General features: G+C 41.3%; 28 protein-coding genes. 20 read left to right on the top strand and 8 right to left on the bottom strand.

All coding sequences use genetic code 11. From position 1 onward, the window contains the following. Positions 1-134 precede the first annotated feature (134 nt). From sufC to ACFX4X_RS00275, 10 genes are all read left to right on the top strand, one after another. Positions 135-920: a Fe-S cluster assembly ATPase SufC gene (gene sufC / locus ACFX4X_RS00320; protein WP_061465489.1), complete on the top strand. Its 786-nt coding sequence runs from the start codon at positions 135-137 to the stop codon at positions 918-920. A 15-nt stretch (positions 921-935) separates the two neighbouring features. Continuing rightward, positions 936-2,237, top strand: a complete 1,302-nt coding sequence (gene sufD / locus ACFX4X_RS00315) for a Fe-S cluster assembly protein SufD (protein ID WP_061465488.1) — start codon at positions 936-938, stop codon at positions 2,235-2,237. After that, positions 2,237-3,466 carry a cysteine desulfurase gene (locus tag ACFX4X_RS00310; protein ID WP_061465487.1) on the top strand — a complete coding sequence of 410 codons (1,230 nt, stop codon included), beginning with the start codon at positions 2,237-2,239 and terminating at the stop codon, positions 3,464-3,466. Before sufD ends, ACFX4X_RS00310 begins: the two co-directional genes overlap by 1 nt. After that, a complete protein-coding gene (gene sufU / locus ACFX4X_RS00305; RefSeq protein ID WP_284469319.1) occupies positions 3,456-3,884 on the top strand; it encodes a Fe-S cluster assembly sulfur transfer protein SufU in 429 nt (142 codons plus the stop codon). Before ACFX4X_RS00310 ends, sufU begins: the two co-directional genes overlap by 11 nt. Positions 3,885-3,939: 55 nt before the next feature. Further along, complete coding sequence (gene sufB, locus ACFX4X_RS00300; RefSeq protein ID WP_144478059.1) at positions 3,940-5,337, top strand: Fe-S cluster assembly protein SufB; 1,398 nt, start codon at positions 3,940-3,942, stop codon at positions 5,335-5,337. 190 nt (positions 5,338-5,527) lie between these two features. Continuing rightward, positions 5,528-6,376, top strand: a complete 849-nt coding sequence (locus ACFX4X_RS00295; RefSeq protein ID WP_377380700.1) for a DUF72 domain-containing protein — start codon at positions 5,528-5,530, stop codon at positions 6,374-6,376. Positions 6,377-6,461: 85 nt separating this feature from the next. After that, complete coding sequence (locus tag ACFX4X_RS00290) at positions 6,462-7,289, top strand: sulfite exporter TauE/SafE family protein (protein WP_377380697.1); 828 nt, start codon at positions 6,462-6,464, stop codon at positions 7,287-7,289. A gap of 16 nt (positions 7,290-7,305) precedes the next feature. Then, positions 7,306-8,691: a bifunctional metallophosphatase/5'-nucleotidase gene (locus ACFX4X_RS00285; RefSeq protein ID WP_377380696.1), complete on the top strand. Its 1,386-nt coding sequence runs from the start codon at positions 7,306-7,308 to the stop codon at positions 8,689-8,691. Positions 8,692-8,751: 60 nt separating this feature from the next. Beyond that, positions 8,752-9,054, top strand: a complete 303-nt coding sequence (locus tag ACFX4X_RS00280) for a YunC family protein (RefSeq protein ID WP_061465481.1) — start codon at positions 8,752-8,754, stop codon at positions 9,052-9,054. Between the two features lie 174 nt (positions 9,055-9,228). After that, a complete protein-coding gene (locus tag ACFX4X_RS00275; RefSeq protein WP_377380693.1) occupies positions 9,229-10,209 on the top strand; it encodes an HD-GYP domain-containing protein in 981 nt (326 codons plus the stop codon). A gap of 132 nt (positions 10,210-10,341) precedes the next feature. On the opposite strand, the gene yunB is transcribed toward ACFX4X_RS00275, so the two are convergent. Both yunB and ACFX4X_RS00265 read right to left on the bottom strand, forming a co-directional pair. Next, positions 10,342-11,091, bottom strand: coding sequence for a sporulation protein YunB (yunB, locus tag ACFX4X_RS00270; RefSeq protein WP_061465479.1), 750 nt, complete (start codon positions 11,089-11,091; stop codon positions 10,342-10,344). Positions 11,092-11,178: 87 nt separating this feature from the next. Next, on the bottom strand, positions 11,179-12,186 hold the full coding sequence (locus tag ACFX4X_RS00265) for a M23 family metallopeptidase (protein ID WP_377380690.1): 1,008 nt from the start codon (positions 12,184-12,186) through the stop codon (positions 11,179-11,181). Positions 12,187-12,350: 164 nt separating this feature from the next. On the opposite strand from ACFX4X_RS00265, the gene lipA reads away from it, so the two are divergent. Further along, positions 12,351-13,265: a lipoyl synthase gene (gene lipA, locus ACFX4X_RS00260; RefSeq protein WP_125162574.1), complete on the top strand. Its 915-nt coding sequence runs from the start codon at positions 12,351-12,353 to the stop codon at positions 13,263-13,265. A gap of 42 nt (positions 13,266-13,307) precedes the next feature. Here lipA and ACFX4X_RS00255 read toward each other — a convergent pair whose 3' ends face one another. Then, positions 13,308-13,967 (bottom strand): YhcN/YlaJ family sporulation lipoprotein, encoded by a 660-nt coding sequence (locus ACFX4X_RS00255; protein WP_317777283.1) that lies wholly within the window; start codon positions 13,965-13,967, stop codon positions 13,308-13,310. A 112-nt stretch (positions 13,968-14,079) separates the two neighbouring features. Between ACFX4X_RS00255 and ACFX4X_RS00250 the strand changes: the two genes are divergently transcribed. Beyond that, positions 14,080-14,355, top strand: a complete 276-nt coding sequence (locus ACFX4X_RS00250) for a YutD family protein (RefSeq protein WP_061465475.1) — start codon at positions 14,080-14,082, stop codon at positions 14,353-14,355. A 31-nt stretch (positions 14,356-14,386) separates the two neighbouring features. Here the strand turns inward: ACFX4X_RS00250 and ACFX4X_RS00245 are convergent, their stop codons facing one another. Beyond that, a complete protein-coding gene (locus ACFX4X_RS00245) occupies positions 14,387-14,680 on the bottom strand; it encodes a hypothetical protein (RefSeq protein WP_061465474.1) in 294 nt (97 codons plus the stop codon). A gap of 66 nt (positions 14,681-14,746) precedes the next feature. After that, positions 14,747-15,013, bottom strand: coding sequence for a DUF3055 domain-containing protein (locus tag ACFX4X_RS00240; protein WP_061465473.1), 267 nt, complete (start codon positions 15,011-15,013; stop codon positions 14,747-14,749). 447 nt (positions 15,014-15,460) lie between these two features. Here ACFX4X_RS00240 and ACFX4X_RS00235 point away from each other — a divergent pair, with 447 nt between their 5' ends. Then, positions 15,461-15,898, top strand: coding sequence for a DUF86 domain-containing protein (locus ACFX4X_RS00235; protein WP_061465472.1), 438 nt, complete (start codon positions 15,461-15,463; stop codon positions 15,896-15,898). Between the two features lie 23 nt (positions 15,899-15,921). Then, positions 15,922-16,689, top strand: coding sequence for a TIGR01457 family HAD-type hydrolase (locus ACFX4X_RS00230; RefSeq protein ID WP_284469325.1), 768 nt, complete (start codon positions 15,922-15,924; stop codon positions 16,687-16,689). A 78-nt stretch (positions 16,690-16,767) separates the two neighbouring features. Here ACFX4X_RS00230 and ACFX4X_RS00225 read toward each other — a convergent pair whose 3' ends face one another. Next, complete coding sequence (locus ACFX4X_RS00225; RefSeq protein ID WP_061465470.1) at positions 16,768-17,265, bottom strand: phosphatidylglycerophosphatase A family protein; 498 nt, start codon at positions 17,263-17,265, stop codon at positions 16,768-16,770. Between the two features lie 199 nt (positions 17,266-17,464). Between ACFX4X_RS00225 and yutH the strand changes: the two genes are divergently transcribed. The 5 genes from yutH to thrB all read left to right on the top strand — a co-directional run bounded on the left by yutH (position 17,465) and on the right by thrB (position 22,975). Continuing rightward, entirely contained in the window at positions 17,465-18,466 is a 1,002-nt protein-coding gene (gene yutH, locus ACFX4X_RS00220; protein ID WP_377380682.1) for a spore coat putative kinase YutH, read from the top strand. A 108-nt stretch (positions 18,467-18,574) separates the two neighbouring features. Then, the gene (locus tag ACFX4X_RS00215; protein ID WP_377380680.1) at positions 18,575-19,489 is read left to right on the top strand and encodes a L,D-transpeptidase family protein; all 915 of its coding nucleotides are present in this window, start codon (positions 18,575-18,577) and stop codon (positions 19,487-19,489) included. A 188-nt stretch (positions 19,490-19,677) separates the two neighbouring features. Beyond that, on the top strand, positions 19,678-20,976 hold the full coding sequence (locus ACFX4X_RS00210) for a homoserine dehydrogenase (RefSeq protein WP_284469328.1): 1,299 nt from the start codon (positions 19,678-19,680) through the stop codon (positions 20,974-20,976). Continuing rightward, positions 20,973-22,034 carry a threonine synthase gene (gene thrC / locus ACFX4X_RS00205; protein WP_061465467.1) on the top strand — a complete coding sequence of 354 codons (1,062 nt, stop codon included), beginning with the start codon at positions 20,973-20,975 and terminating at the stop codon, positions 22,032-22,034. Before ACFX4X_RS00210 ends, thrC begins: the two co-directional genes overlap by 4 nt. After that, complete coding sequence (gene thrB / locus ACFX4X_RS00200) at positions 22,031-22,975, top strand: homoserine kinase (RefSeq protein ID WP_284469329.1); 945 nt, start codon at positions 22,031-22,033, stop codon at positions 22,973-22,975. Before thrC ends, thrB begins: the two co-directional genes overlap by 4 nt. 193 nt (positions 22,976-23,168) lie before the next feature. Here thrB and ACFX4X_RS00195 read toward each other — a convergent pair whose 3' ends face one another. Further along, complete coding sequence (locus ACFX4X_RS00195) at positions 23,169-23,405, bottom strand: NifU family protein (protein WP_034310199.1); 237 nt, start codon at positions 23,403-23,405, stop codon at positions 23,169-23,171. 173 nt (positions 23,406-23,578) lie between these two features. Between ACFX4X_RS00195 and ACFX4X_RS00190 the strand changes: the two genes are divergently transcribed. Further along, positions 23,579-23,902: a YuzD family protein gene (locus ACFX4X_RS00190; RefSeq protein ID WP_284469330.1), complete on the top strand. Its 324-nt coding sequence runs from the start codon at positions 23,579-23,581 to the stop codon at positions 23,900-23,902. A gap of 99 nt (positions 23,903-24,001) precedes the next feature. Here the strand turns inward: ACFX4X_RS00190 and ACFX4X_RS00185 are convergent, their stop codons facing one another. After that, positions 24,002-25,069 (bottom strand): NAD(P)/FAD-dependent oxidoreductase, encoded by a 1,068-nt coding sequence (locus ACFX4X_RS00185; protein ID WP_061465464.1) that lies wholly within the window; start codon positions 25,067-25,069, stop codon positions 24,002-24,004. Positions 25,070-25,132: the final 63 nt, after the last annotated feature.

Genomic DNA, 25,132 nt, shown 5'->3' with positions numbered 1-25,132 from the left:
AGTTGATTCTAAATTGGATTTGTTATAAAATTGGAATGAGAATAAATTGAGAATGCTTTTATGCAAATTATAGTAAAGAAAGTTATCTTTACTTTCTGGTAATAAAATAGGAATTAGTTCACGGAGGTATTATTATGTCAGCTTCTACATTAACGGTTAAAGATCTTCACGTATCAATTGAAGGTAAAGAGATTTTAAAAGGGGTAAACCTTGAAGTTAAAGGTGGAGAAATCCATGCGATCATGGGACCAAATGGAACTGGTAAATCCACTTTATCATCAGCAATCATGGGTCACCCAAAATATGAAGTGACAAGCGGAAGCATCACATTCGATGGGGAAGACGTATTGGAAATGGAAGTCGACGAGCGCGCTCGTGTCGGTCTATTCCTTGCTATGCAATATCCAAGTGAAATCAGTGGCGTTACAAACGCTGACTTCTTACGTTCTTCCATTAACGCACGCCGTGAAGAAGGCGATGAAATTTCATTGATGAAATTCATCCGTCAAATGGATCAAAAAATGGAATTCCTTGAAATGGATGAAGATATGGCGCAACGCTATTTAAATGAAGGTTTCTCCGGCGGAGAGAAAAAACGTAACGAGATTCTTCAATTAATGATGATCCAACCTAAAATTGCAATTTTAGATGAGATTGATTCAGGGCTTGACATCGATGCACTTAAAGTCGTTTCAAAAGGAATCAACGAAATGCGCGGAGAAGACTTTGGATGCTTGATCATCACTCACTACCAACGTCTATTAAATTACATCACTCCTGATTATGTACACGTAATGATGCAAGGACGTGTCGTAAAATCAGGTGGTCCTGAACTTGCTGCCCGCCTGGAAGCGGAAGGTTATGATTGGATCAAACAAGAATTGGGCATTGAAGACGAAACTGTTGGCGAAGAAGCGTAAGTAGGAGGATTTGCAATGACTACAGAAACGAAATTACCGTTTGAACAAGAGGATATAAGCTCTTATTCAACTAAAAATAATGAGCCAGCTTGGCTTTCCGAGCTTCGGATTCAAGCGTTTTCTGAATTTGAAAAGCTCCCGATGCCAAAGCCGGATAAAACGAAAATCGACAAATGGAATTTTACTTCTTTCAAGACCCACGCGGTTGAAAGTGAAGCTTTTGCCTCTAAAGAGGAGCTTCCGGAAGAAATCAAAGCCATCATTGAAGAAAACGGAAACTTATACATTCAACGCAACAATACGCCGGCACATATCAATCTGTCAGCAAATGTGAAAGAACAAGGCGTCATTTTTACGGATATTTTCACAGCGGCACGTGACCATTCCGAGCTTGTGCAAAAGTATTTCATGAAAGACGGCGTTAAAATAGATGAGCATCGTTTAACAGCATTGCATGCTGCATTAGTTAATGGGGGAGCATTCCTTTATGTTCCGAAAAATGTAGAAATCAAAGAGCCGATTCAAGCGGTATTCTTGTTGGATAATCCAGATACTGCACTTTTCAACCATGTATTGATCGTAGCGGAAGATAACAGCTCGGTAACATACGTGGAGAACTATTTCTCAAATGTTGAATCTAACGAAGGCATTGCCAATATCGTAACGGAAGTATTTGCGAATGCGAATGCAAAAGTGGAATACGGAGCGGTCGATACACTTTCAAAAGGCTTTACGACATATGTTAACCGTCGTGGAGTGGCAGGGCGTGACGCTCGTATCGAATGGGCACTTGGCCTGATGAACGATGGAAATACGATTTCAGATAATACAACATATCTAATGGGCGATGGCTCTCACGGTGATACTAAATCCGTTGTTGTCGGACGCGGGGAACAAAAACAGAACTTTACGACAGCCATTATTCATTTTGGCAAACGCTCTGAGGGCTATATCCTTAAGCACGGTGTAATGAAAGACGCAGCATCCTCTATTTTTAATGGAATTGGGAAAATAGAGTTTGGTGCTACAAAGGCTAATGCCGAACAAGAATCACGCGTACTGATGCTGAGTGAAAAAGCACGCGGTGACGCCAATCCAATCCTCTTGATTGATGAAGATGATGTAACGGCTGGTCATGCTGCTTCCGTCGGTCGTGTTGACCCGCTTCAACTGTATTATTTAATGAGCCGTGGTATTACAAAGAAAGAAGCAGAAAGACTTGTCATTCACGGATTCTTGGCCCCTGTTGTTAACCAGCTTCCTATTGAGGGAGTTAAAAAACAATTAGTAGCGGTCATTGAAAGGAAAGTACAGTAATGAACCCATACGAAATTCGTAAGCTTTTTCCAATATTAGATCAAGAAGTCAATGGTCAGCCATTAGTTTATTTAGATAGTGCTGCAACCTCTCAAAAACCGGCTGCAGTGATTGAAGCGATTGAGCAATATTACCGCGGATACAACTCGAATGTTCACCGCGGGGTGCATACACTAGGAACAAAAGCTACGGATGCGTATGAAGGTGCACGTGAAAAGGTACGTAAGTTCATTAATGCTTCTTCTACAGAAGAAATCATCTTCACTAGAGGTACAACGACTTCTTTAAATACTGTAGCAAGAAGTTACGGTGGTGCAAATATTAAAGCGGGTGACGAAATCGTCATCTCCTACATGGAGCATCATAGTAATATCATTCCGTGGCAGCAGCTTGCCAAAGAAAAAGGCGCTGTACTGAAGTATATTCCGCTTCAGGAGGATTGTACGATTTCCCTTGATGATGTGAGGGCAACAATTACGGACGCAACGAAAATCGTTTCCATCATGCAGGTTTCGAATGTACTTGGTGTTATCAATCCTGTGAAGGAAATCGCGCAAATCGCCCATGAACACGGTGCTATAATGGTAGTCGACGGGGCGCAAAGCACGCCGCACCTAAAAGTGGATGTCCGTGATCTGGATTGTGATTTCTTTGCCTTCTCAGGTCATAAAATGGTCGGCCCAACTGGTATCGGCGCATTATATGGCAAAAAAGAACTTCTGGAAAAAATGGAGCCGATTGAATTCGGCGGTGAGATGATTGATTTTGTAGGTTTGTATGAGTCTACATGGAAAGAACTCCCGTGGAAATTCGAAGGCGGAACCCCTATCATTGCAGGTGCCATCGGCCTTGGGGCTGCGATTGATTTCTTGGAAGAAATCGGCTTGGATAATATTGAACGGCACGAACATAAACTCGCCGCTTATGCGATGGAGAAAATGTCTGCAGTTGAAGGACTGACGATATACGGTCCAAAAGATTCAGAAAAACGTGCGGGTGTAGTAACCTTTAATATTAATGACGTACATCCACATGATGTCGCTACCGTACTTGATGCAGATGGAATTGCTGTCCGTGCCGGTCATCACTGCGCACAGCCATTAATGAAATGGCTTGACGTGTCCTCGACAGCAAGAGCAAGTTTCTATCTCTATAACACGGAAGAAGATATTGATAAGCTTGTGTCCGGGCTTGTTAAAACGAAGGAGTATTTCAGCAATGTCTTTTGATAACTTAGATACACTTTACCGTCAGGTCATTATGGATCATTATAAGAAACCACGTAATAAGGGCATGCTAGAGGATGGCAGCATGACGATTGACATGAACAATCCAACTTGCGGTGATCGGATTCGATTAACGATGAAGATTGAAGATGGAAAAGTCAACGATGTTAAATTCGATGGTGACGGTTGTTCGATATCCATGAGTTCAGCTTCCATGATGACTCAAGCCATTAAGGGCAAAGACGTTGAAACTGCTTTAGCCATGTCCGAGACTTTTTCCTTAATGATTCAGGGAAAAGAATACGATGATGATATGGACCTTGGGGATATTGAAGCCCTTCAAGGTGTTTCTAAATTCCCTGCCCGAATCAAGTGTGCGACGTTAGCTTGGAAGGCCATGGAAAAGGGATTGAAGGAATAATTAAATTAAAATGAGCTGTTGTAATTCAGCCATTTGAAATGGAGGAATACGAGCTATGGCAAAGAAAATGCCTGAAATCGGCGATTATAAATATGGCTTTGCGGATAAAGATGTTTCCATCTTCCGTTCAAAGCGCGGTCTGACAAAAGAAATCGTGGAAGAGATTTCTCGAATGAAGGATGAACCGCAATGGATGCTTGATTTCCGTTTGAAATCATTGGAGCATTTTTACAACATGCCAATGCCTCAATGGGGCGGCGACATGCAGAGCTTGAACTTTGATGAAATCACATACTATGTTAAACCATCAGAGAAATCGGAAAAATCTTGGGATGAAGTTCCTGATGAAATCAAACAGACTTTTGATAAGTTGGGAATTCCTGAGGCCGAACAAAAATATCTTGCAGGCGTATCCGCTCAATATGAATCTGAAGTGGTTTACCATAGCATGAAAGTTGAATTGGAAGATTTGGGTATCGTGTTTAAAGATACGGACTCAGCACTTCGTGAAAATGAAGATATCTTCCGTGAGCATTTTGGAAAAACTATTCCGCCTACTGACAATAAATTCTCGGCATTGAACTCGGCGGTTTGGTCAGGCGGATCTTTCATCTATGTACCAAAAGGCGTTAAAGTGGATACTCCGCTTCAAGCTTATTTCCGAATCAACTCTGAAAACATGGGTCAATTCGAACGTACGCTAATCATTGTTGATGAAGGCGCATCCGTTCACTATGTAGAAGGTTGCACAGCACCTGTATATACAACTAACTCCCTTCATAGTGCGGTTGTTGAAATAGTCATTAAAAAAGATGCTTACTGCCGTTACACGACGATCCAAAACTGGGCAAACAACGTGTTTAACCTGGTTACGAAACGTGCGGTCTGTGATGCTAACGCAACTATGGAATGGATTGATGGTAACATCGGTTCTAAATTGACAATGAAATATCCTGCTGTCATCTTAAAAGGTGAAGGTGCCCGCGGTATGACATTATCCATTGCCATTGCCGGAAAAGGCCAGCACCAAGATGCTGGGGCAAAAATGATTCACCTGGCGCCAAATACATCTTCAACTATCGTATCAAAATCAATTTCTAAACAAGGCGGTAAAGTAACATATCGCGGTATCGTTCACTTCGGACGTAAAGCGGATGGAGCTCGTTCGAACATTGAATGTGATACATTAATCATGGATAATCAGTCTACATCTGATACAATCCCTTATAATGAAATCTTGAATGACAACATTTCCCTTGAACACGAAGCGAAGGTTTCCAAAGTATCTGAAGAACAATTGTTCTACTTGATGAGCCGCGGAATTTCTGAGCAAGAAGCAACGGAAATGATCGTAATGGGCTTCATCGAACCATTTACAAAAGAACTTCCGATGGAATATGCGGTTGAAATGAACCGTCTGATCAAGTTCGAAATGGAAGGCTCCATCGGATAATAACCGACTGTCATGCCTGTAAGGCGATTTAGAATAACCCATTCATACAAAAAGCCTGCCAGGGAGACTTGGCAGGCTTTTTGTTTTGGAAAGTGATATTCGACACCCTTATCAAAGATTGAATATGGTATACAAGGGTAAAAAATAGTAGCCAGGAAATGGGGCCTGTCCCGAAAGGAGTGATGGTCAGATGATATATGTTGGTGTGACCGGTTGGGGGGATCATGATAGTTTGTATCATGGCGGTGTGTCGCAACGTGATAAACTCAAAGAGTATGGGGCTCATTTTCCCATTGTGGAGGTGGATGCCTCATTTTATGCAATCCAGCCAAAGAGGAACAGTGAAAAGTGGATATCCGAGACACCAGCGTCATTCCAGTTTGTCGTTAAAGCCTATCAAGGGATGACGGGACATCAGCGTGGGGAAATTCCATTTGAAAGTAAAAAGGAAATGTTCAAGGCCTTTCGGGACTCTCTAGAAGCTTATCAGAAGTCCGGCAAGCTCGCGATGATCCTATTTCAGTTTCCGCCATGGTTTGATTGTAAACGTGAAAATGTAAATTACCTGAGATGGTGTAAAGCTGAAATGGGCGATATTCCAGCTGCCATAGAATTTCGGAATCAAAGCTGGTACAGACCCAACATGGTCCAGCAATCCCTGGACTTCATCCAAAAGGAGGGTTGGGTCCACACTGTATGCGATGAGCCTCAGGCTGGGGAGGGATCCATTCCTATCGTCCTCCATTCCACCCATGAAGATAAAACGCTGATCCGCTTTCATGGACGTAACCTGCATGGTTGGCAGAGACCTTCTTCGGGTGATAATTGGCGTGAGGTCAGGTACTTATACCGATATAATCATCAGGAATTGAATGAATGGGTGGAGAAAATCAGGATATTGGAAAAGGAATCCAAGGAGATATATGTCCTGTTCAATAATAACTCAGGCGGAGATGCCGCTGATAATGCCAAACAAATGATTGAGTTGCTTGGTATAGAATATGAAGGACTGGCTCCCCGGCAGCTTGGTTTGTTTTAAGACGCATTATATAATGAATAAAGAGATGGTATGACAAGCAAGTAAGAGGTAATATCCTCACAAACAGGTAAAGGCGGATTTCTTTATGGTATGGTTAGTATTAGTGGGTATCGGATTATTAGCGGGTTCAATTGGCTCTCTTGTCGGTCTGGGCGGCGGCATCATCATTGTGCCTTCTCTTTTATATTTAGGTGCATCTACAAATATAATAGAAGAACTGACACCTCAGATCGCCGTCGGTGTTTCAACGGTGATCATGATTTTTACCGGCTTATCTTCTACTTTATCTTATTTAAAACATAAAGTGGTGGATTATAAGGCAGGCTTAATCTTCTTTATAGGCAGTGCACCTGGTGGAATAATAGGAGCCTATGTGAATAAAAACCTTAATGTCGAAGCTTTTTCATTGTACTTTGGAGCTTTCATGATTTTCATGGCTATCGTGTTATTAGTGAAAAACCGTTTGAAGCCAATGGTTTTCAAGCCTGGTAAAGCGAAAATAGTTAAGACGTATAAAACTGAAAATGGACATTCATTTTCTTATGGTTACCATCCCCTGATAGCTGTATCGATTACATTTGTCGTGGGATTCAGCTCCGGGTTATTTGGAATTGGCGGTGGAGCCTTAATGGTTCCTGTAATGATGCTTCTTTTCTTCTTCCCTCCGCATATGGCTGTAGCGACTTCGATGTTCATGGTATTTCTATCTTCGGTCACAAATTCGATTACACATATTTCCCTTGGAAATGTAAATTGGTCATATGCTTTTGCCCTGATCCCAGGTGCATGGTTCGGTGCTAAATTAGGGGCTTACATCAATACGCGCCTAAAGAGCGGGGCACTTGAAAATATGTTGAAAATAGTACTGATAATCATTGGTTTACGTCTTATATACCAAAGTATTACAGGATAAACGAGGAGGAAAAATGATGTCAGAAATCATTCATTTATATCACACCAATGATCTCCATAGTCATTTTGAAAATTGGCCTCGTATTGATAAGTTTCTTAAAGAAAGAAGACAACTTCATCAAGAAACGGGAGAAGAGGCAATCATACTTGATATAGGAGACCATGTGGATCGCTGGCATCCATATACAGAAGGTACGTTGGGTAAAGGAAATATTGAACTTCTGAATGAAGCGGGCTACCAATATGTAACCATCGGCAATAATGAAGGGATCACTTTACCTCATGATGCGTTAGACTCCTTATATGATCATGCAAGGTTCAAGGTCTTGGCAGCCAATATTTATTATGGGGATAATGAAAGGCCGGAATGGGCGCTGCCATATTGGATACATACAACGGTAAAAGGCACCAAAATTGCCTTGATAGGTCTGACAGCTTTTTTTCAAAAGTTTTATTCTGCGATGGGCTGGGAATTAACAGAACCATTCGTTGAGTTAAAGGAACAACTAGAAAGGGTTAGAACAGAGGCAGATGTAATCATCATCCTTTCTCACCTGGGCATCCATGATGATGAGCGGATGGCAGCGGACTTTCCGGAGATTGACGTCATACTTGGCGCGCATACCCACCACATCCTTCACCAAGGGAAATTGATCAATGATACACTCCTATGCGGTGCAGGGAAATATGGTTTTTTTGTTGGGCAGGTGGAAATGACCGTCAATCAGGAAAAGAGAATTAGCAAGAAGAGTGCCATTCTCTATGATACGAATGACTTTTCGGAATTAGAGAATGAACGACCATGGATTGAAGCAATGTATCAGGCCGGTGGGGAAACGCTAAAACAGGTCGTAGTTGACTTACCGGAAGCGCTGGAAAATGATTGGTTCAAAGTAAGTGCTTTGACGAAAATCCTTGGTGAGGCCTTAAGGGAGTGGAGTCAGGCGGATTGCACCTTTTTGAATGCGGGTCTTCTGCTCGATGGATTGCCAAAGGGACCTGTCACAAAAGGGGATATTCACAGAATCTGTCCACACCCCATCAATCCTTGCATCGTTGAAGTTAATGGGAATGAATTAAAAGAAATCTTAATGCAATCGAGAAATGAGGAGTGGCCACACATTCAGGTGAAAGGTTTCGGTTTCCGGGGAAAAATCATGGGCGTCATGAATTATGATCAAATTGAATTTAACGAAATGGAGAATGGAATCGTAAAAGGGATATTGATAAAAGGGGAGAAACTGGAGACTGATAAGTCCTATAAACTGGCAATACCTGATATGTTCACGTTTGGGCACTTTTTCCCAAGTATTCAGCGCACAAATCGCAAGAAATATCTATTACCGGAATTCTTACGGGATATCCTTTTATGGAAGTTGAAAAAAATATATACAGATGCCTAACGCTAAATCACGGTTTCGCCTTTTCATTCATAAAGTATGAGGAAGAAAGGGGCGAACCCAATGATTAGCATGATACCAATAATACTTGATAATCATACATTCCTAGCCATTTCTGTCCGACTGCCCAAAACGAATTTACTTGCCGTCGCTTCCGATAAAGGATATATAATGTGCGGTGCGTTGGATGTAGCGCTGCTGAATGATAAATTGAGAGATCGTAAAATCCTTGCAGGCAGGGCTACAGGAGTTAAATCGATTGATGAGCTTTTGGAAGCGCCGCTTGAATCAGTTACCTGGGAAGCTGTGGAAAAAGGCATTTATCCAGGAATGATTGGTAAAGAGGCATTAATCAAAATGATTTGAAGTGGTGGGCTTTCTTTTATCCAGAAGGGGGCCTCGTTTTAATTCACCAAGAAAATAGTCAATATTTTTCAATAAATATTTTTAAACGGATTCATTTATAAGGATATTTTCCGATAACCCTTATAAAGGAACGGTTTGATTTACAAATATTGAATTGGGAAATGGAGTACAAGTATGAGGCTAGCTATTACAAAGTCCCTGAGCCCTGGAGCCAGGCTCGGAAAAGACATTTATAATGAGCAGGGCCATATCCTCTTGTGTGAGGGTCTTACATTAACGCAGAAAATGATCGCTCGACTGGTATCCCTTAATATTCCTTTAGTTTACATTCAAGATTCTAGGACGGATGACATTATTCCAATGCCACCAGTATTCGGGAACCTAAGGAGAGAAGCCATTAATAGGATTGAAACCACTTTCCTGGACATGAAAAACGAAATGAACCTTGATGGATCTTTCACGATGGAGCAACCTAACGTCAAGTTCACTCAAATCGTCCGAAACATCATGGACGAGCTCAATAGGAATAATGAGTTATTGACTATATTGGCGGATGTTTATACATACGATGACTATATCTTTACTCATTCCTTCAATGTGACCCTATATACCCTGGCAATCGGGATGGAGTTGAATATTAATAATAAGAATCTCGAAATTCTTGGGCTGGGAGCGATTTTACATGATGTCGGCAAAATGTTCATACCTTTGGGAATCCTCCATAAACCCGGTAAGTTAACGGAAAAGGAATTTAGACAAATCCAAAAACATGCCGATTATGGATTTCATCTAATCAAAAATGTTCATACCGTTTCACATTTAGTTGCAAATTGTGCCTATCAGCATCATGAAAGGCTTGATGGATCTGGATATCCACGTGGAATAAAAGGGGATGAAATCCATTATTTCGGCAAGATCATTGCCGTTGCCGATGTGTTTGATGCCGTGACTTCCAATCGGGTTTACCGTAAGGCCATGCTGCCTCATCAGGGGTTGGAAATCCTTTATGCGGGAATCGGGAAAAAATTCGACAATACGATCATCGAGGCATTCCGCCGGGCAGTTGCCATCTATCCAAATGGTCTATCCGTAGAATTGAATGATGGGAGAAAAGGTGTCGTATCCGCTCAGAATGAGGGGATAGGGGACCGATAAGGATACTTGAAGAAAATGGGGAACAGGTAAAAGAGTCCTATGAAGTGGATTTGAATAAAAGCCTGCATTTGCTGATCATGAAATGTCTCAATATACAAGAACCAGCCTAAACTCAAGGATAAGCTGGTTTTTTTATTCCTTGTTTTCCTTCATGATGGCAGGTGCCACCGAACCGTTTCCGTTACTATAATAACTTGGTACATCACCCTCAATTAGCAAGCTGCCCACTGTCACTTCCTGACTGACCTTGGTCTCTTTAGTGAAGGAGGGGATGACGATTTGAATATTGACATCAAAATCCACAATCAATTCATAATACACATTATTGATGCCTGCGTTTGTCAATTTTGTCTTCAAATCCGATTCAACATTACCGATGACTGACATTTTCACTGGGATTTCAGGTCCATAGTTGGAAAGGAGGTTATTCCCGGTTACGACACCCAATGGTATATAATAGACTACACTTTTATATTGTTCATCATTTATTTTGGAGGAACCCTTTTTAAAAGGATTTCCCTGTTCGATGCCAAGCTTGTTTTGAATATCCTTTGTAATGTTAGCGCGCAATTCACTGTATATGACCGGATTGAAGCTATAGGAAGAACTGGAGTCCTTACCACCCTCGTTGTTGGTGATGATTTTGTTCATATCAATCTTGGATATATTCTCATCTACAGATTCATGAATCGTTTCCGTTGCAATCCGTTTGATTTCATATTCGGCTACACTCATGATCACCGGTTCAATTGATTTATCAACATACCAAAGAGTCATGATGCTTGATATGATAAAAAGGATAAATGAGTAGAGGAAAACTTTTCGGGTGGGAAGAGGCCCCTTTTTTCGGAATTTCTTTGTTCGAAATCTTTTTCGGAACACGCTTTAGCCCCCTTTACTAATACCTATGCATCAAGTTCGGGGGTTTATGTTCGAATCAAAAAAAAGCAGCGAGAAATTCGTCGCCGCTCACTTTTGTTTTTTAGCTAAATCCTTCCTTTCCCACATTTTTAAATAAGGGTAAGGGTCAAAGCTCCATTCTGTGATTCCATTGTCTTTGTACATCCCATAATGAAGATGCGGAGGGAATTTACCCGCAGTTCCAGGAGGGCCGTAACCTGTACTGCCTACACCTCCGATGATTTGTCCGGGCTCGACGACTTGTCCGACTTTCAATCCTTCGGCAAATCCGCTTAAATGGGCAAAGTAATGATACGTATTATTTAAATCCCGTATCCCAATCCGCCAACCCCCGAATTTATTCCAGCCTTTCATTTCAATGATTCCATAGCTCGTTGACCGAACAGGAAGGCTATAATCCGCAAATATATCTGTACCCTCATGGATTCTCCTTCCGCCCCATCCACGAGCGCTTCCCCATGTATTTAAATACGTATAATGGGTCCGTACTGGAACTGGAAAGGCTTTTTCCTGTAAATCCAGCCGGCCATATTTCTTATAAATCTTCGCATTGCCGATAATGATGCTGACGGCTTTATCTCGTTTATAATATTCCCATAAGCCGATCCGGATATTATCTTCATCTGAACCATAAGTATGGAGATGCTTCGAAAAAGCGTATAATCGATCGGTGTCATTAGTAACATCAGCTTTGCCATCGCCATTCCCATCCTGGCCCAACCCATCAAAAAAGGTGATCGTTAGCGGGTTCACATCGTTTAAGTGAGGATTGAGAGCCCCACCCCACTTTGAAGGCTCGATATTGATGCCAATTAAACCCTTTGCCGGCTCTAAATCCCGTCTGGCAGCCCTTAGGCTGTGCTCATATTGATCAGCGCCAGCAAGGTAATACCATGGGATTTGCAGGGTAGCTTCCATGTTTCTATAAAGCGCCATTCTTCCTGCATAAACTTCAGGGGTATCAGCGGCATTAACCATTTGGCTTGATGCATCCAAAATAAACAAACAAGTTATGATAAGAAGAAATAATTTTTTCAACGGGGCAACTCCTTTCATGAGAATCTCCAATTTATAAAGACATCAGTCCATCTTTTATAGTTTTGCTGATTTGGCTTTAAACATGAAAAATAAATAATGGGAAACCAACTATAACTTGTATAAATGCTTTTTTATTGTTAAAGTAGGGTGTGTTAATTTCTATAGAATGGAGTGACATTTTCATGTCTTCTACAAATAAAGAAATTCTTCGTAAACCAGATTGGTTAAAAATAAAGCTTAATACTAATGAAAACTACCTCGGTTTAAAAAATATGATGCGGGAAAAAAATCTTCATACAGTTTGTGAAGAGGCGAAATGTCCGAATATTCACGAATGCTGGGCAGTGAGAAGAACGGCCACATTCATGATCTTAGGTGAAATCTGTACAAGGGCATGCCGTTTTTGTGCAGTTACAACCGGACGTCCTAATGAATTGGACTGGGCTGAACCAGAGCGTGTTGCGGATTCCGTTGTTCTGATGAATTTAAAGCATGTTGTCATTACAGCTGTTGCCCGTGACGATTTAAAGGATGGAGGCGCTGAAGTTTTTGCTGAAACGGTCCGTGCCATCCGACGCAAGAATCCATTTACATCAATTGAAGTATTACCGTCGGATATGGGCGGGGTGCATGAAAATATTAAGACTTTGATGGATGCTAAACCAGACATTCTGAACCATAATATAGAGACAGTCAGAAGTCTATCCGACCGTGTACGGGCTCAAGCTAAATACGAACGTTCATTGGAGCTTTTAAGAAGAGCCAAAGAACTGTATCCGGAGATTCCGACAAAGTCCAGCTTAATGGTCGGTCTTGGAGAAACACGGGAGGAAATCCTCGAAACGATGGATGACCTAAGGGCTAATAATGTGGATATCATGACGATCGGCCAGTATTTGCAGCCGACTAAAAAGCATTTGAAGGTGCTGAAATACTACACGCCTGAGGAGTTTGCCGAATTGAAGGAACGTGCATTGGAAAAAGGATTCAGCCATTGTGAATCCGGCCCGCTTGTCCGTTCTTCCTACCATGCGGACGAACAGGTTAATGCAGCGGCTAAACATAAGCAAACCAAAGGTGAAGAATTATTGAAATAGAGTGAAATAAAGGACCGAAAAATTCGGTCCTTTCATTTTTAATTAACGGTTATCCATTTTTTGATTGATGTTATCGTGATGATCCCTTTTATCGTTAACCATTTCTCCGTTTTCATTTTCTGCGTTACTCATTTTGTATCCTTGAGGCGATTTCAGCATTCTTTTGATGGTTTGTTCAATCGTATAGTCGATCCCTTTGCTGCCGGATTTCAATGTAGCGAAATTCTCGACATCTTGGGAAAGGTTTTGAAAATCATCACTGACGTAGACGTGATAGTAGCGAGGAACGACGGACATAGCTGTTCGTTTAACTTGGTCAGCGGTTTCAGTCCGATCCTTGGTATTTGTATCGTATACAACAAGAACTTCCTCATCCGTTACGAGGGTAGCCGCATCATTGACATTTGGAATCTGTACACTGAGCTTAGAAATGACATCAGACAATTGTTCACGGTCAATGGAAGCAGCCTTGTTAGAAATGTTACGGCCGTCAATGGTTGTACTATTGGTGCGGGTAAAACCGAAATCATCACTTTTATTGTCATGATTGCGATAATCCTCGTCATAATATTGGGTCGGATTATTTACGTTTGTTGGGTTACCAGCATGATTTTTTGCACCAAGCCCCTGATCATGTTTATTAGAACATCCGGTCAGTGCAATAATCGAACTTAAACCTATTGTTATTATCGTTTTTTTCATCAATAACACCCCCGTAACTTTAGGATGAACATATTTCTCTATTTTTCGCTTAGTAATTGATGGGGAATCAGTTATAATTTAAGAAGGAATGTATTTTTGAGAGGTGAAAGCAATGATTAACATCAATAACATGACCTATGAAATAATCGAGGATGAAAGGGAAGGCTATAACGAAGAAGCGTTTAAAGCCAGATACAGTGAGATTTTAACGAAGTATGATTATATTGTAGGCGATTGGGGTTACGGCCAATTGAGGCTGCGTGGATTTTTTGATGATTCTAATCAGAAAGCGACCTTCGATACAAAAATAAGCACGCTTACTGAATATTTATATGAATACTGCAATTTTGGCTGTCCATATTTCGTCATGAAGAAAATAAAGAAATGAAAAAGGCCAGAATTTACTCTGGCCTTCCATGTTAAGAGCTTCCGTATCCTTTATAAGGAGGCTGCTCATGGTTTTCTGGATCATCATGTGTCGGATGAGCACCAGGATATTTTCGAGGTAAGTCTTCGTGCAACGATTTATTTTCAAAATTAAAGGCACTTTGATATCGTTGCCCTTCCTGCCATGGCGTGTTTTTATTTTGAACTGGTTCATCCTTTGCTCTGGATGATCCAAAAGGTCCTTCGGGAAATTCTTCAGGAATTAAATAATCCCGCTGTTTTTCGACATTGGAGAAATCGTGGTATATTTCCTCTTCTTTGCCCAAGGTAATCCCCCCTCATGTAATCGTACATTCAGTAGGTTTTCCCGATTAAGAAAAAAACTTCAGCTTTCAGACGATTTCCATTAAAAAGTGACTTAATTCTTCCGCTTCCGCTTCTGACAACTGAAAGGCATGCTCAAGATAGCCTTCCTCTTCTAAATCATCAGGTCCAATGATCGCGAATCGGTTACTCTGCATATTTAAAACAAGTTTCTTCCCATAAAAACGATCAGTTGTCGTAATGGCCAAATCGAATCTTGATTCTTCGCCCATGAAACTTATGAACCGGGTTTTTGAATCAACGACGTCATTGTATAAATAAAAACGATCTTCCATAATATCATTCCCTTCTTATGTTCACATTTGTAATTCCATCATAACAAAGTGACTTCAATAGGGGAACAGACATTTTCGGGCTTCCAAAGGTGGAGGAACTTCGTCACGCGTCTTGATGCATTAGGATCGTCCAGCAATCATGCCGCGAGAGAGTTTTCGTCGATTAAAGGAAAATTGTCAAGAATGCAAATGGGACGTAATTTTGGTTACTTTTATTTCAATGGAGGACGGGAAATGCGACCCCTGTAAAGAAGTCAATGTACGTTTCTGCCGATGTTTAGTAGAGGGATCGGTTCAAAGGTTGTGGCTGAAGGAATTGAGAGTAGGGGAGAAGCTATGGTATTATCAAGGAACAAGGTTGTTTTGGTACAGGGTTATAACTCGGCTGGCCAATCAACCATAGTAATGCTTCCTATATCATCTTAGATCAGAAAGGATCTGGAAAAAATGTACTTTGTAGACCGCCAAAAGATTGAACAAATATTAGGTTTTCTTGAAAAGCAGCTTGGGCTTTTTGAAGGGCATGATAATTGGGATGGAGACATTGAGGAACTTATCGCTGAAAGGCTCATACAGACTTCCATCGATTCCGTGTTGGATGTAGGAAATGCAGTAATTGATGGTTTTATTATGCGTGATCCGGGAAGTTACGAAGATATTATCGATATCCTTCATGATGAAAAAGTCATTTCAGAAGAAAAAGCGATACAATTTAAAAAGGTTTTGCCGCTAAGGAAAATGCTGGTTCAAGACTTCATTGAAGTTGATCACAACGAACTGCATAAGGTATTCTCGGAAAATATCGCGGCATTTAAGCAATTCCCGAATTTGGTGAGGAACTATTTAACAAACGAATTGGGACCTGTATCTGCTTTTAAAAACTAGTATTGTTAGGAAGGCGAATTCAAATGAAGTCGTATAAAGGGTATTTAATTGACTTAGATGGCACCATGTATCGCGGGACTGAACAAATTGCGGAAGCTGCAGGTTTTATAAATGACCTAAAAAAAAGGGATATCCCTTATTTATTCGTCACCAACAACTCGTCCCGGACTCCGGCACAGGTAGCGGATAAATTGAGAAGCATCGGCATATCAACGGAAGATGATCAGGTTTTCACGACAAGCATGGCCACAGCGAATTACATAGCTGAACAAAAGGAAGCTGCATCGGTCTATGTAGTGGGTGAAGAAGGCATTATCGAGGCTCTCAAGGAAAAAGGAATGAAGCTTGTGGATGAGCATCCAGACTTTTTGGTAATGGGCATCGACCGCGGCATCAATTATGAAAAGTTGTCAAAAGCCTGCCTTGCAGTTAGAAATGGCGCAGTTTTCATTTCAACAAATGGCGATATTGCCATTCCTACTGAACAAGGCCTTTTGCCGGGGAATGGTGCTTTGACATCCGTTGTTTCCGTTTCGACTCAGGTACAGCCGATTTTCATTGGAAAACCTGAATCCGTCATAGTGGAACAGGCTCTAAGAGTATTAGGGGTACCTAAAGAAGAGACAATCATGGTTGGGGATAACTATGATACGGATATCCTCGCCGGCATTAATGCAGGGATCGACACATTGCTTGTACATACTGGGGTAACGACCAAAGAACGCTTGAAGCAATATAAGGAGCAGCCGACGCATGTGGTGGACACGCTCGACCTATGGCGCTTCGAATGAAAAAACCAGGCCTGCGAAAGCAGCCCTGGTTTTTTTATGTCGCAAAACAGTGAAAATCAATGAAATGAATTTGGCTTACTATTCTGCATTTTCGGTTCTGTGGGCAAGCCGGCTTGAAGCGGCAGCTGCAATTGCTCCGACAATATCATCTAGAAAGGTATTTACCTTACCTGTGCTTTTATCGTTCAAATATTTTAAGATACCCGGTTTTTGCTTATCGATGAAACCATAATTAGTAAAGCCGATGGATCCGTAAACATTCACAATAGAAAAAGCTAATATTTCATCCACCCCATATAGGCCTTCATCTATTTCAATGATGCTTAGCAAGGGTTCCTCGAGCAGTTTTTTCTCGGCTAGAATATCCAACTGTATGCCGGTCAGTATGGCATTTTGGACCTCGCGTTTTGAAAGGACCCGTTCTACATTGTGAAGGCAATCGGCCATTTGGAGATTTTCATGGTAACCTGATTGTAAATACATGACAAGTTCAGCGATATCCTCCAATTTCACTCCTCTTTCAATTAACCATCTTCGAGCCGTTTGTTCAGAAATTGATTGTTCAATATTAGCCATGTAATCACCCATTTCTCTATATTTTAAAGGGATAGTTCTAATGCCGGCAGTTTTTAGTTGATTAAAATGAAAACCCAGTTTTAATGCGAATTTCCAAGAAGGTTTCGATAATCATTCAGAAAACGGATTATTCCACATATATATAAGTATATGATGTCCAATATTTCTATTATATCCATTTATTGAGGGGGGCCATTCCATGATAGAAGAAATCATTTTTAATAATTATGGTATACAGGTAGGGCTTGAAGAAACCAATAGCAGGTTTCCAAGCTTCCGTTCAGGGAATATGGTTTACAGCATCGTTCCCATTGGAAATATGGAGCAGGAGGAATTAGTGGAACGGCATAAAATGTCTCAACACCTGATTTCACAAGGAGATCGCTACGTATCGGCCTTTGTCCTTGCCAATCATGGAAGTTTTGTTTCGGAAGCGGATGAACAATTATTCATCCTTCTTGCCAATCAGGCTTTAGAAGGCCCGAAAAATTTCAACCCAGGAAGACGGCTGGCAAGATTTCACCAGCGTGGGAGAAATATTAATGAAACGATTCGAACATGTTCAAGGATTGGTAAATGGAAAGAGCTGTGGGAACAAAGGATCGATCAGTTAGAAATGATTTGGAGGGATAAGCTCAATGCCCATCCTGATAACCAGTTTGAAAAATTATTTATAGAAACCTTTCCCTATTATATGGTACTTGGTGAAAATGCGATTCAATATTTGGTCGACACGGAAATTGATGATACCCCGCAAATTGTCGATAGTGGAACAGTATGTTATGAACGTTTTTTACATGATACCTGGAAAAGCAATAAATGGATGAAAAATCCGTTTGATTGGGTGTTCGACCACGGCACCAGGGATGTGGCGGAATGGGTGAGGGAACACTATTTTCAAAATGTACATACCCATCAGAAAGGCATTGGCCATTTCTTTCACGAATATCAGGCTATAGATCAATTCTCCAGCTTTTCAGCCCGGTTGTTATATTCAAGAATGCTATTTCCCATTCATTACTTTGAAACAGTAGAAGAGTATTTTTCAAAAACGACGGAATCAAGGTCGAATGAATTGGAGGACAAAATATCGTCGATCACGAAATCCTCCCAACACTATGAATCATTCCTCAAACATTTTTATGAATTGGCGGAAGTTCCGGCCAAGCAATATAATTTACCTCAAATTGACTGGATTTAGGAAAGAAATATGATCCATCCTTAATTACTATGTTATGATGATAACAAGATTTTTTTGAATAGTTAGATATTTAAAGTGAATTACTTAAAGATGTGGAAAGGTGAGTCCATGAAAAGATTGATAATGGCGGCCCTTTTATTCCTTTTAGTCATCCAGACGACAAATCTTGCGAAAGCTGAAACGAAAATAAGTTGCGAAGCAACTCAATTCAAGATTGTCATGAAGTCTACTACTGATATGAAAGAAAAGGCGTCGGCTGGAAGTAAAACATTAAAGAGTTATAACAAAAATAAAGAATTATCGGCAAGTGGGAGAACTGGAAACTGGTATAAGGTCTGTCACTCAAAAAAGACTGCATATATCAAGATGGCAGATGCAAAAGAGGTTTTCAGTTCCGATGAAAAAACCCTTCTGAAGAAATTCGATATGAGAAAGGGTGTTAACCAAGTTGTATCGGTAAAAGGGAAATCGATGAGTGATACGGAGGTCACGATCCAAACGTATGAAAAGAAACAAGGTGAATGGAGACGGGCATTAAAGGGGATGGAAGGCGTCATTGGGAAGAACGGCTTCACGAAGAGCAAAAAAGAGGGCGATGGAAAATCCCCGGTTGGGATTTATTCATTTGGTACTGCTTTTGGAAGCGAAACGAAGCCGGCCGGTATGAAAATGAGCTATAGGAAAACGACCAATTATGACTACTGGATTGATGATCAAACATCAAAGGATTATAACGAGTGGAAAACCTATAAAGGGAATCCGGCAGATAAATGGAAGTCTTTCGAAAGGATGAATCATGAACTATATAAGTATGGGGCGGTCATCAATTATAATACGAATCCCATCATAAAAGGAAAAGGCAGTGCAATCTTTCTTCATATATGGAGAGGCGAAACAAAGCCGACGGCGGGATGTATAGCCACTGCCGAAAAGAACGTCCTCAGTTTACTGAAATGGATGGATCCCTTGCAAAAGCCACATATCGTAATGGGTACAAATGATTCATTAAAGAGCGTTAAGTAATAATCTTCAAAATGGTTTTCCCATGAAAAATTAGTGTTATCCGTTCTTACTCATTCAAGGGATGGACAAAAAAGTTCGTACATCCATCTTTTCTAACTATTGATAATTATATGAATTAATCTTATAATGTCTACTATACAAATACAAATGTTTTCTTCAGGTAAACAGTTCTTAAGGGGGAACCAAATATGAAAGCCATCTCGATCGGTTTATTGGGGTTAGGTACAGTCGGATCAGGAGTCGTACAAATCATCGAAAGTCATCAGGACAAGCTCACGCATCAAGTGGGCTGTTCCATATCCATTAAGAAGATACTAGTCAAAGACACGACGAAGGAGCGGCTTGTCGATATTGAAAAAGATATGTTAACTGACAATCCTGAGGATATCCTTTCGAATCCCGAGATTGATGTTGTAATTGAAGTTATGGGTGGAATTGAAGAAACACGCGGTTATCTGATTGAAGCAATAAAAAATAAAAAGCATATCGTTACGGCCAATAAAGACCTAATGGCTTTATATGGACCGGAACTGCTGGAATTGGCCACAGAGAATCAATGTGATTTATTCTATGAAGCAAGTGTTGCAGGCGGAATTCCGATTTTACGCGGTCTTGTCGATGGATTATCTTCTGACCGCATCACGAAAATGATGGGAATCGTCAATGGAACGACAAACTTCATTTTAACGAAAATGAGCAAGGAAGGCAGAGCTTATGATGACGTATTGAAGGAAGCTCAGGAGCTGGGATTCGCTGAAGCCGATCCTACAGCCGATGTAGGAGGATTGGATGCTGCCCGTAAAATGGCGATACTATCCACACTCGGGTTCTCAATGAACATTGGCTTGAATGATGTGGATGTACAGGGCATCACCGAGATATCCGAAGAGGATTTGAGATATAGTAAAAAGCTTGGCTATACAATGAAGTTGATCGGCGTCGCTTCTAGGGCAGGGGATAGGGTCGAAGTAAGCGTCCAGCCTGCACTTCTTCCGGAGTCACATCCGTTAGCATCGGTAAATAATGAATATAATGCGGTATACGTTTATGGTGAAGCTGTAGGGGAGACGATGTTTTATGGACCAGGAGCGGGAAGTTTGCCGACCGCGACTGCAGTCGTTTCGGATATGGTGACGGTCATCAAGAATATGAGGCTGGGCGTAAATGGCCGTAGTGCGGTTTCACCGCAATACCCGAAACAATTAAAAGCTGCAACTGAGATCTTCGCTAAGTTCTTCATTCGATTGCATGTTCAGGATGAAGTTGGCGTTTTAGCCCGAATCACGAATTTATTTGCCGAGCATGGGGTAGGGTTCGATAAAATCCTTCAATTGCCGCTGGATGAAAAGGAATCTTCCGAAATCGTATTAGTTACGCATACTGCCACATTGGCTGCGTTTGAGCAAATAATACAGAAATTACATGATTACAATATGGTAAAAGAAGTGAAGAGCACATACAGAGTTGAAGGAGAGGACATCAAATGAGCTGGCAAGGACTTATAAGCACATATAAAGATTTTTTACCTGTCAATGAAAATACACCTGCACTATCCCTTTTGGAGGGTAATACACCTTTAATTAGACTGAATCGATTATCCGAAGAGTGGGGAATCGACTTACATGTAAAATATGAAGGGGCGAATCCAACTGGATCTTTTAAAGACCGCGGAATGGTCATGGCCGTCGCCAAAGCGATCGAAGCGGGTAGCGACACGATCATCTGTGCTTCTACTGGGAATACATCGGCTGCTGCCGCAGCTTATGCCGCTCGTGCCAACCTGCGCTGTATCGTTGTCATTCCAGAAGGCAAAATAGCAATGGGCAAGCTCGCTCAAGCCGTTATGTACGGAGCAGAAATCATCTCGATCGAAGGGAACTTCGACCAGGCTTTAAAAATCGTCCGTTCACTTAGTGAGAGCTCACCGATAACTCTTGTGAATTCGGTCAACCCATATCGGATTGAAGGGCAGAAGACAGCGGCTTTCGAAATTTGTGACGCTCTCGGCTCTGCACCGGATATATTGGCGCTCCCAGTCGGCAATGCAGGTAATATCACGGCTTACTGGAAAGGGTTTAAAGAATATAATGAATCGAAACAAACGGGCCTTCCTGAAATGAGAGGGTTCGAAGCGGAAGGTGCGGCTGCAATTGTCAGGGATACCATTATCGAAAACCCCGAAACGATTGCAACTGCCATCCGGATTGGTAATCCAGCCAGTTGGAACTTCGCTGTGGAAGCAGCAAATGAATCCAAAGGTAAAATTGATGAGGTGACAGACGAAGAAATTCTGGAAGCCTATCATTTCCTCGCTAAAAAAGAGGGAGTATTTGCTGAGCCAGCATCATGTGCCTCCATTGCAGGCATCTATAAACAATTAAAAAGCGGTGAAATCAAAAAAGGAAGCAAGATCGTTGCTGTACTTACAGGAAATGGATTGAAAGATCCGAATGTGGCAGTCGATACAAGCACGATTCAACCGACATTGTTGCCAATGGATGAAGAGGTCATTTTAGAACATCTGCAAGGTGTGAACCAGGCATGAGTGCAGATTCCGAGATGTTCTTGATCCGTGTACCAGCGAGTACGGCCAACTTAGGACCAGGATTCGATTCCATCGGCCTGGCCTTAGGACTTTACTTGGAAATACACGGATCTACATCAGATCATTGGGAAGTCGTTCCGCTCTCAGAAGAGATGTCTGTTTTTCCAAGGGATGACCGTAATTATATCGTCCAAATTGCCAAGAAAACGGCTGCTTTTTATGGAAAGGAACTATCCCCATGCCGGCTTTTCGTCTCTAGTGAAATTCCACTGGCACGGGGGCTTGGAAGCAGTGCCTCTGCCATTGTAGCTGGTATTGAATTAGCGAACATCGTTGGTGAACTCCATTTATCCGATGAGGAAAAGAATAGGCATGCTTCCCTCTTTGAAGGGCACCCGGATAATGCAGGGGCATCTGTGTATGGTGGAATGGTTGTGGGTCTGCATACAGAGGAAGGAACGGATGTCGTTTCGTTTCCGATCGAAGGAGTTAAGGTGATTGCAGTCATTCCCAATTTTGAATTGCTTACTGAGGATTCAAGAGATGTCCTTCCTAATTCGCTTTCCTATAAAGAAGCGATAAACGGAAGTGCAGCCGCCAATGTTTTGCTTGCGGGAATTTTATCCAAAGATTGGAAGATTGTTGGTAAAATGATGCAAAGTGATCGTTTCCATCAACCCTATAGGGCGCGGTTAGTCCCTCATTTAGCACTTATAGAAGAAGTTGTCCATAAAGAAGGCGGATTTGGTACAGCCCTAAGCGGAGCAGGTCCTACTGTTTTATGCTTGGCATCCGCAGAAAAATGTGAAAGTGTGTTCACGGGATTGAAGGGGAAATTTCCGGAATTTCTTGTGAAAGAGCTGGAAATCGATAATGATGGCAGCCATACGGCAATCCTTTCGGAACAAGAAAAAAAGGAATTGAAATTTTTGAAATCGTAAGCCATGCTTGATTTAAGTAGATTATAAAAAAGCTGACCCGCGTCAAGCCGTATCAAATCATTTGATAGGGCAAAAGCCGAGTCAGCTTTATTTTATAACAGTCCAGAAAAGGTTCCGGTCTGCATGAAAAAGGTTGAACGTTTATAGATGAGGTGATCCTTCATCCATACGCTGCATGTTATTTAAAGGGCTATTAGAAAACTTGTTCAACTTCCACTACACCAGGGACTTCTTCAAGAAGGGCACGCTCAATCCCAGCTTTTAGCGTAATGGTCGAACTAGGACAGCTCCCACAGGCTCCTAGTAATCGTAATTTTACAATTCCATCTTCTACGTCAACTAGTTCACAGTCACCGCCATCACGAAGAAGAAACGGACGAAGTTTATCTAGGACTTCTTGAACTTGAACTTCCATTGTTTGTTCAGACATTGCAATCGACTCCTTTCCTAATCATATTATAATGCGAAGGTAGTAAAAAATCCAACTGTAACTTTGCGGAAATATAATCTATATTATTCTGGTAAGATGGAAACAGGTGAATGTTTCTTAAAAGTATTCAAAATGAAGTGAAAATATTAAAATGATGGAGGTAGAGTATAGTAATGAAAGAAATTGAGATAGAAGTGTATGGAGCGGAGCAAATTTGCGCGAGCTGTGTAAATCTTCCCTCTTCGAAAGATACTTGTGAGTGGCTTGAGGCTGCATTAACGAGAAAGTTCCCTGAGCAGAAATTCAAAATAACCTATATAGATATATACAATCCTCCAGAAAAGGTGAAGCAAAAGAGCTTTGCCATGAAGATGATCGAAGAAGATTTATTTTATCCACTGGTCCTCATTGAAGATGAAATTATTGAAGAAGGAAATGTGCGGCTCAAAAAAGTGGTAGAAACTATGGAAAAACATGGATATACAATGCAGGTGTGATATATAATGGAAGAAAAAAGAAAATGACCCATAAATAAGCTGCGCTCAGCTCATTTATGGGTCATTTAATAAAATGTAATCGCATAAGAAGGTTTGGAATCAACCGTTATGGTATTTATACATCCAGAGAATGCCTGATTTCATTAATCGTGCCACTCTTCCCGTAATAGGGCGGTTTGCAACAAGACCAAAACCTTGTTTCTTCCCAAGAGAACCTAATGTCCCTTTTAATTTCATGGTAGGGAAGCTTTCTGGAAGTGGTTCATTTGCCCATTTTTTCACAAGGACCTGGACGATTTGCTCAGCTTGGGACTCCGCTAATTGAGCACTAGGTGCATGAGGCAGGCTTGCACAGTCACCGACCACAAAGATGCTGTCATTAGTAGGAAGGAAATGCTGAGGAGTCAGAACCGCTCTTCCTTGACGGTCTTTTTCAATATCCATATCACGGATGATTTTGCTTGGCTGAATTCCAGCTGTCCAAACGATGACGTCACTTTGAACTGCTTCGTCGCCATTATAAAGAAGGTTTGGCTCAACTTTGGTTATATTTGAATGATGGACGATATCGATTGTATGTTTATCGAACCAAGACTCGACAAATGTGCTTAATCTTTCTGGGAAAGCAGATAGAATATGCGGTCCACGGTCAAATAGCTTAACGTTTAAATCTGAACGGCTTTCAATCAATTCACTTGCAAGCTCAACACCGCTAAGTCCGCCACCTACGATAGAAACGGTTGCACCAGCCCCTAAATTATTCAAAGCTGAATATGTGCTGCGTGATTTATCGATTGTTTGGATACTATAGGTGTGTGTGTCTGCTCCAGGAATATTGTGGTATTTATCTTCGCAGCCAAGGCCGATGACTAAATCATCATAAACGACAGGGTCTTGATTTTCTATAATGACTTGTTTATTTTCCATATCGATGGAAAGTACTTCTCCGTATACGTTCTTCAAGCGAGGATGTTCAGGAAATGCAACACGGATGTGCTGATCAGGAATGGTACCTGCTGCTAAAGCATAATATTCCGTTTTTAAGCAGTGATAAGGATTACGGTCGATAAGCGTGATGCTCACATTTTCAGGAAGCTGATTAGGCAGCAATCTTTGCAACATGCGCATACCACCATACCCACCACCAAGTATGACTAAATTCTTCATATTATTTTCCCCTTTATTTGATCTCTTAAAAATTTGATAAATGCTCACTTGTGAAAACAACTA

Source organism: Peribacillus sp. YIM B13481 (assembly GCF_042787985.1).
GTDB classification, from domain to species: Bacteria; Bacillota; Bacilli; order Bacillales; family DSM-1321; genus Peribacillus; species Peribacillus simplex_A.
This window is presented reverse-complemented; position numbering and strand designations above follow the sequence as displayed.

Excerpts from the sequence above, each read along its gene's own strand:
- sufC (WP_061465489.1), top strand. The coding sequence starts at position 135 with ATGTCAGCTTCTACATTAACGGTTAAAGATCTTCACGTATCAATTGAA.
- sufD (WP_061465488.1), top strand. The coding sequence starts at position 936 with ATGACTACAGAAACGAAATTACCGTTTGAACAAGAGGATATAAGCTCT.
- ACFX4X_RS00310 (WP_061465487.1), top strand. The coding sequence starts at position 2,237 with ATGAACCCATACGAAATTCGTAAGCTTTTTCCAATATTAGATCAAGAA.
- sufU (WP_284469319.1), top strand. The coding sequence starts at position 3,456 with ATGTCTTTTGATAACTTAGATACACTTTACCGTCAGGTCATTATGGAT.
- sufB (WP_144478059.1), top strand. The coding sequence starts at position 3,940 with ATGGCAAAGAAAATGCCTGAAATCGGCGATTATAAATATGGCTTTGCG.
- ACFX4X_RS00295 (WP_377380700.1), top strand. The coding sequence starts at position 5,528 with ATGATATATGTTGGTGTGACCGGTTGGGGGGATCATGATAGTTTGTAT.
- ACFX4X_RS00290 (WP_377380697.1), top strand. The coding sequence starts at position 6,462 with ATGGTATGGTTAGTATTAGTGGGTATCGGATTATTAGCGGGTTCAATT.
- ACFX4X_RS00285 (WP_377380696.1), top strand. The coding sequence starts at position 7,306 with ATGTCAGAAATCATTCATTTATATCACACCAATGATCTCCATAGTCAT.
- ACFX4X_RS00280 (WP_061465481.1), top strand. The coding sequence starts at position 8,752 with ATGATTAGCATGATACCAATAATACTTGATAATCATACATTCCTAGCC.
- ACFX4X_RS00275 (WP_377380693.1), top strand. The coding sequence starts at position 9,229 with ATGAGGCTAGCTATTACAAAGTCCCTGAGCCCTGGAGCCAGGCTCGGA.
- ACFX4X_RS00265 (WP_377380690.1), bottom strand. The coding sequence starts at position 12,186 with ATGAAAGGAGTTGCCCCGTTGAAAAAATTATTTCTTCTTATCATAACT.
- lipA (WP_125162574.1), top strand. The coding sequence starts at position 12,351 with ATGTCTTCTACAAATAAAGAAATTCTTCGTAAACCAGATTGGTTAAAA.
- ACFX4X_RS00255 (WP_317777283.1), bottom strand. The coding sequence starts at position 13,967 with ATGAAAAAAACGATAATAACAATAGGTTTAAGTTCGATTATTGCACTG.
- ACFX4X_RS00250 (WP_061465475.1), top strand. The coding sequence starts at position 14,080 with ATGATTAACATCAATAACATGACCTATGAAATAATCGAGGATGAAAGG.
- ACFX4X_RS00240 (WP_061465473.1), bottom strand. The coding sequence starts at position 15,013 with ATGGAAGATCGTTTTTATTTATACAATGACGTCGTTGATTCAAAAACC.
- ACFX4X_RS00235 (WP_061465472.1), top strand. The coding sequence starts at position 15,461 with ATGTACTTTGTAGACCGCCAAAAGATTGAACAAATATTAGGTTTTCTT.
- ACFX4X_RS00230 (WP_284469325.1), top strand. The coding sequence starts at position 15,922 with ATGAAGTCGTATAAAGGGTATTTAATTGACTTAGATGGCACCATGTAT.
- ACFX4X_RS00225 (WP_061465470.1), bottom strand. The coding sequence starts at position 17,265 with ATGGCTAATATTGAACAATCAATTTCTGAACAAACGGCTCGAAGATGG.
- yutH (WP_377380682.1), top strand. The coding sequence starts at position 17,465 with ATGATAGAAGAAATCATTTTTAATAATTATGGTATACAGGTAGGGCTT.
- ACFX4X_RS00215 (WP_377380680.1), top strand. The coding sequence starts at position 18,575 with ATGAAAAGATTGATAATGGCGGCCCTTTTATTCCTTTTAGTCATCCAG.
- ACFX4X_RS00210 (WP_284469328.1), top strand. The coding sequence starts at position 19,678 with ATGAAAGCCATCTCGATCGGTTTATTGGGGTTAGGTACAGTCGGATCA.
- thrC (WP_061465467.1), top strand. The coding sequence starts at position 20,973 with ATGAGCTGGCAAGGACTTATAAGCACATATAAAGATTTTTTACCTGTC.
- thrB (WP_284469329.1), top strand. The coding sequence starts at position 22,031 with ATGAGTGCAGATTCCGAGATGTTCTTGATCCGTGTACCAGCGAGTACG.
- ACFX4X_RS00195 (WP_034310199.1), bottom strand. The coding sequence starts at position 23,405 with ATGTCTGAACAAACAATGGAAGTTCAAGTTCAAGAAGTCCTAGATAAA.
- ACFX4X_RS00190 (WP_284469330.1), top strand. The coding sequence starts at position 23,579 with ATGAAAGAAATTGAGATAGAAGTGTATGGAGCGGAGCAAATTTGCGCG.
- ACFX4X_RS00185 (WP_061465464.1), bottom strand. The coding sequence starts at position 25,069 with ATGAAGAATTTAGTCATACTTGGTGGTGGGTATGGTGGTATGCGCATG.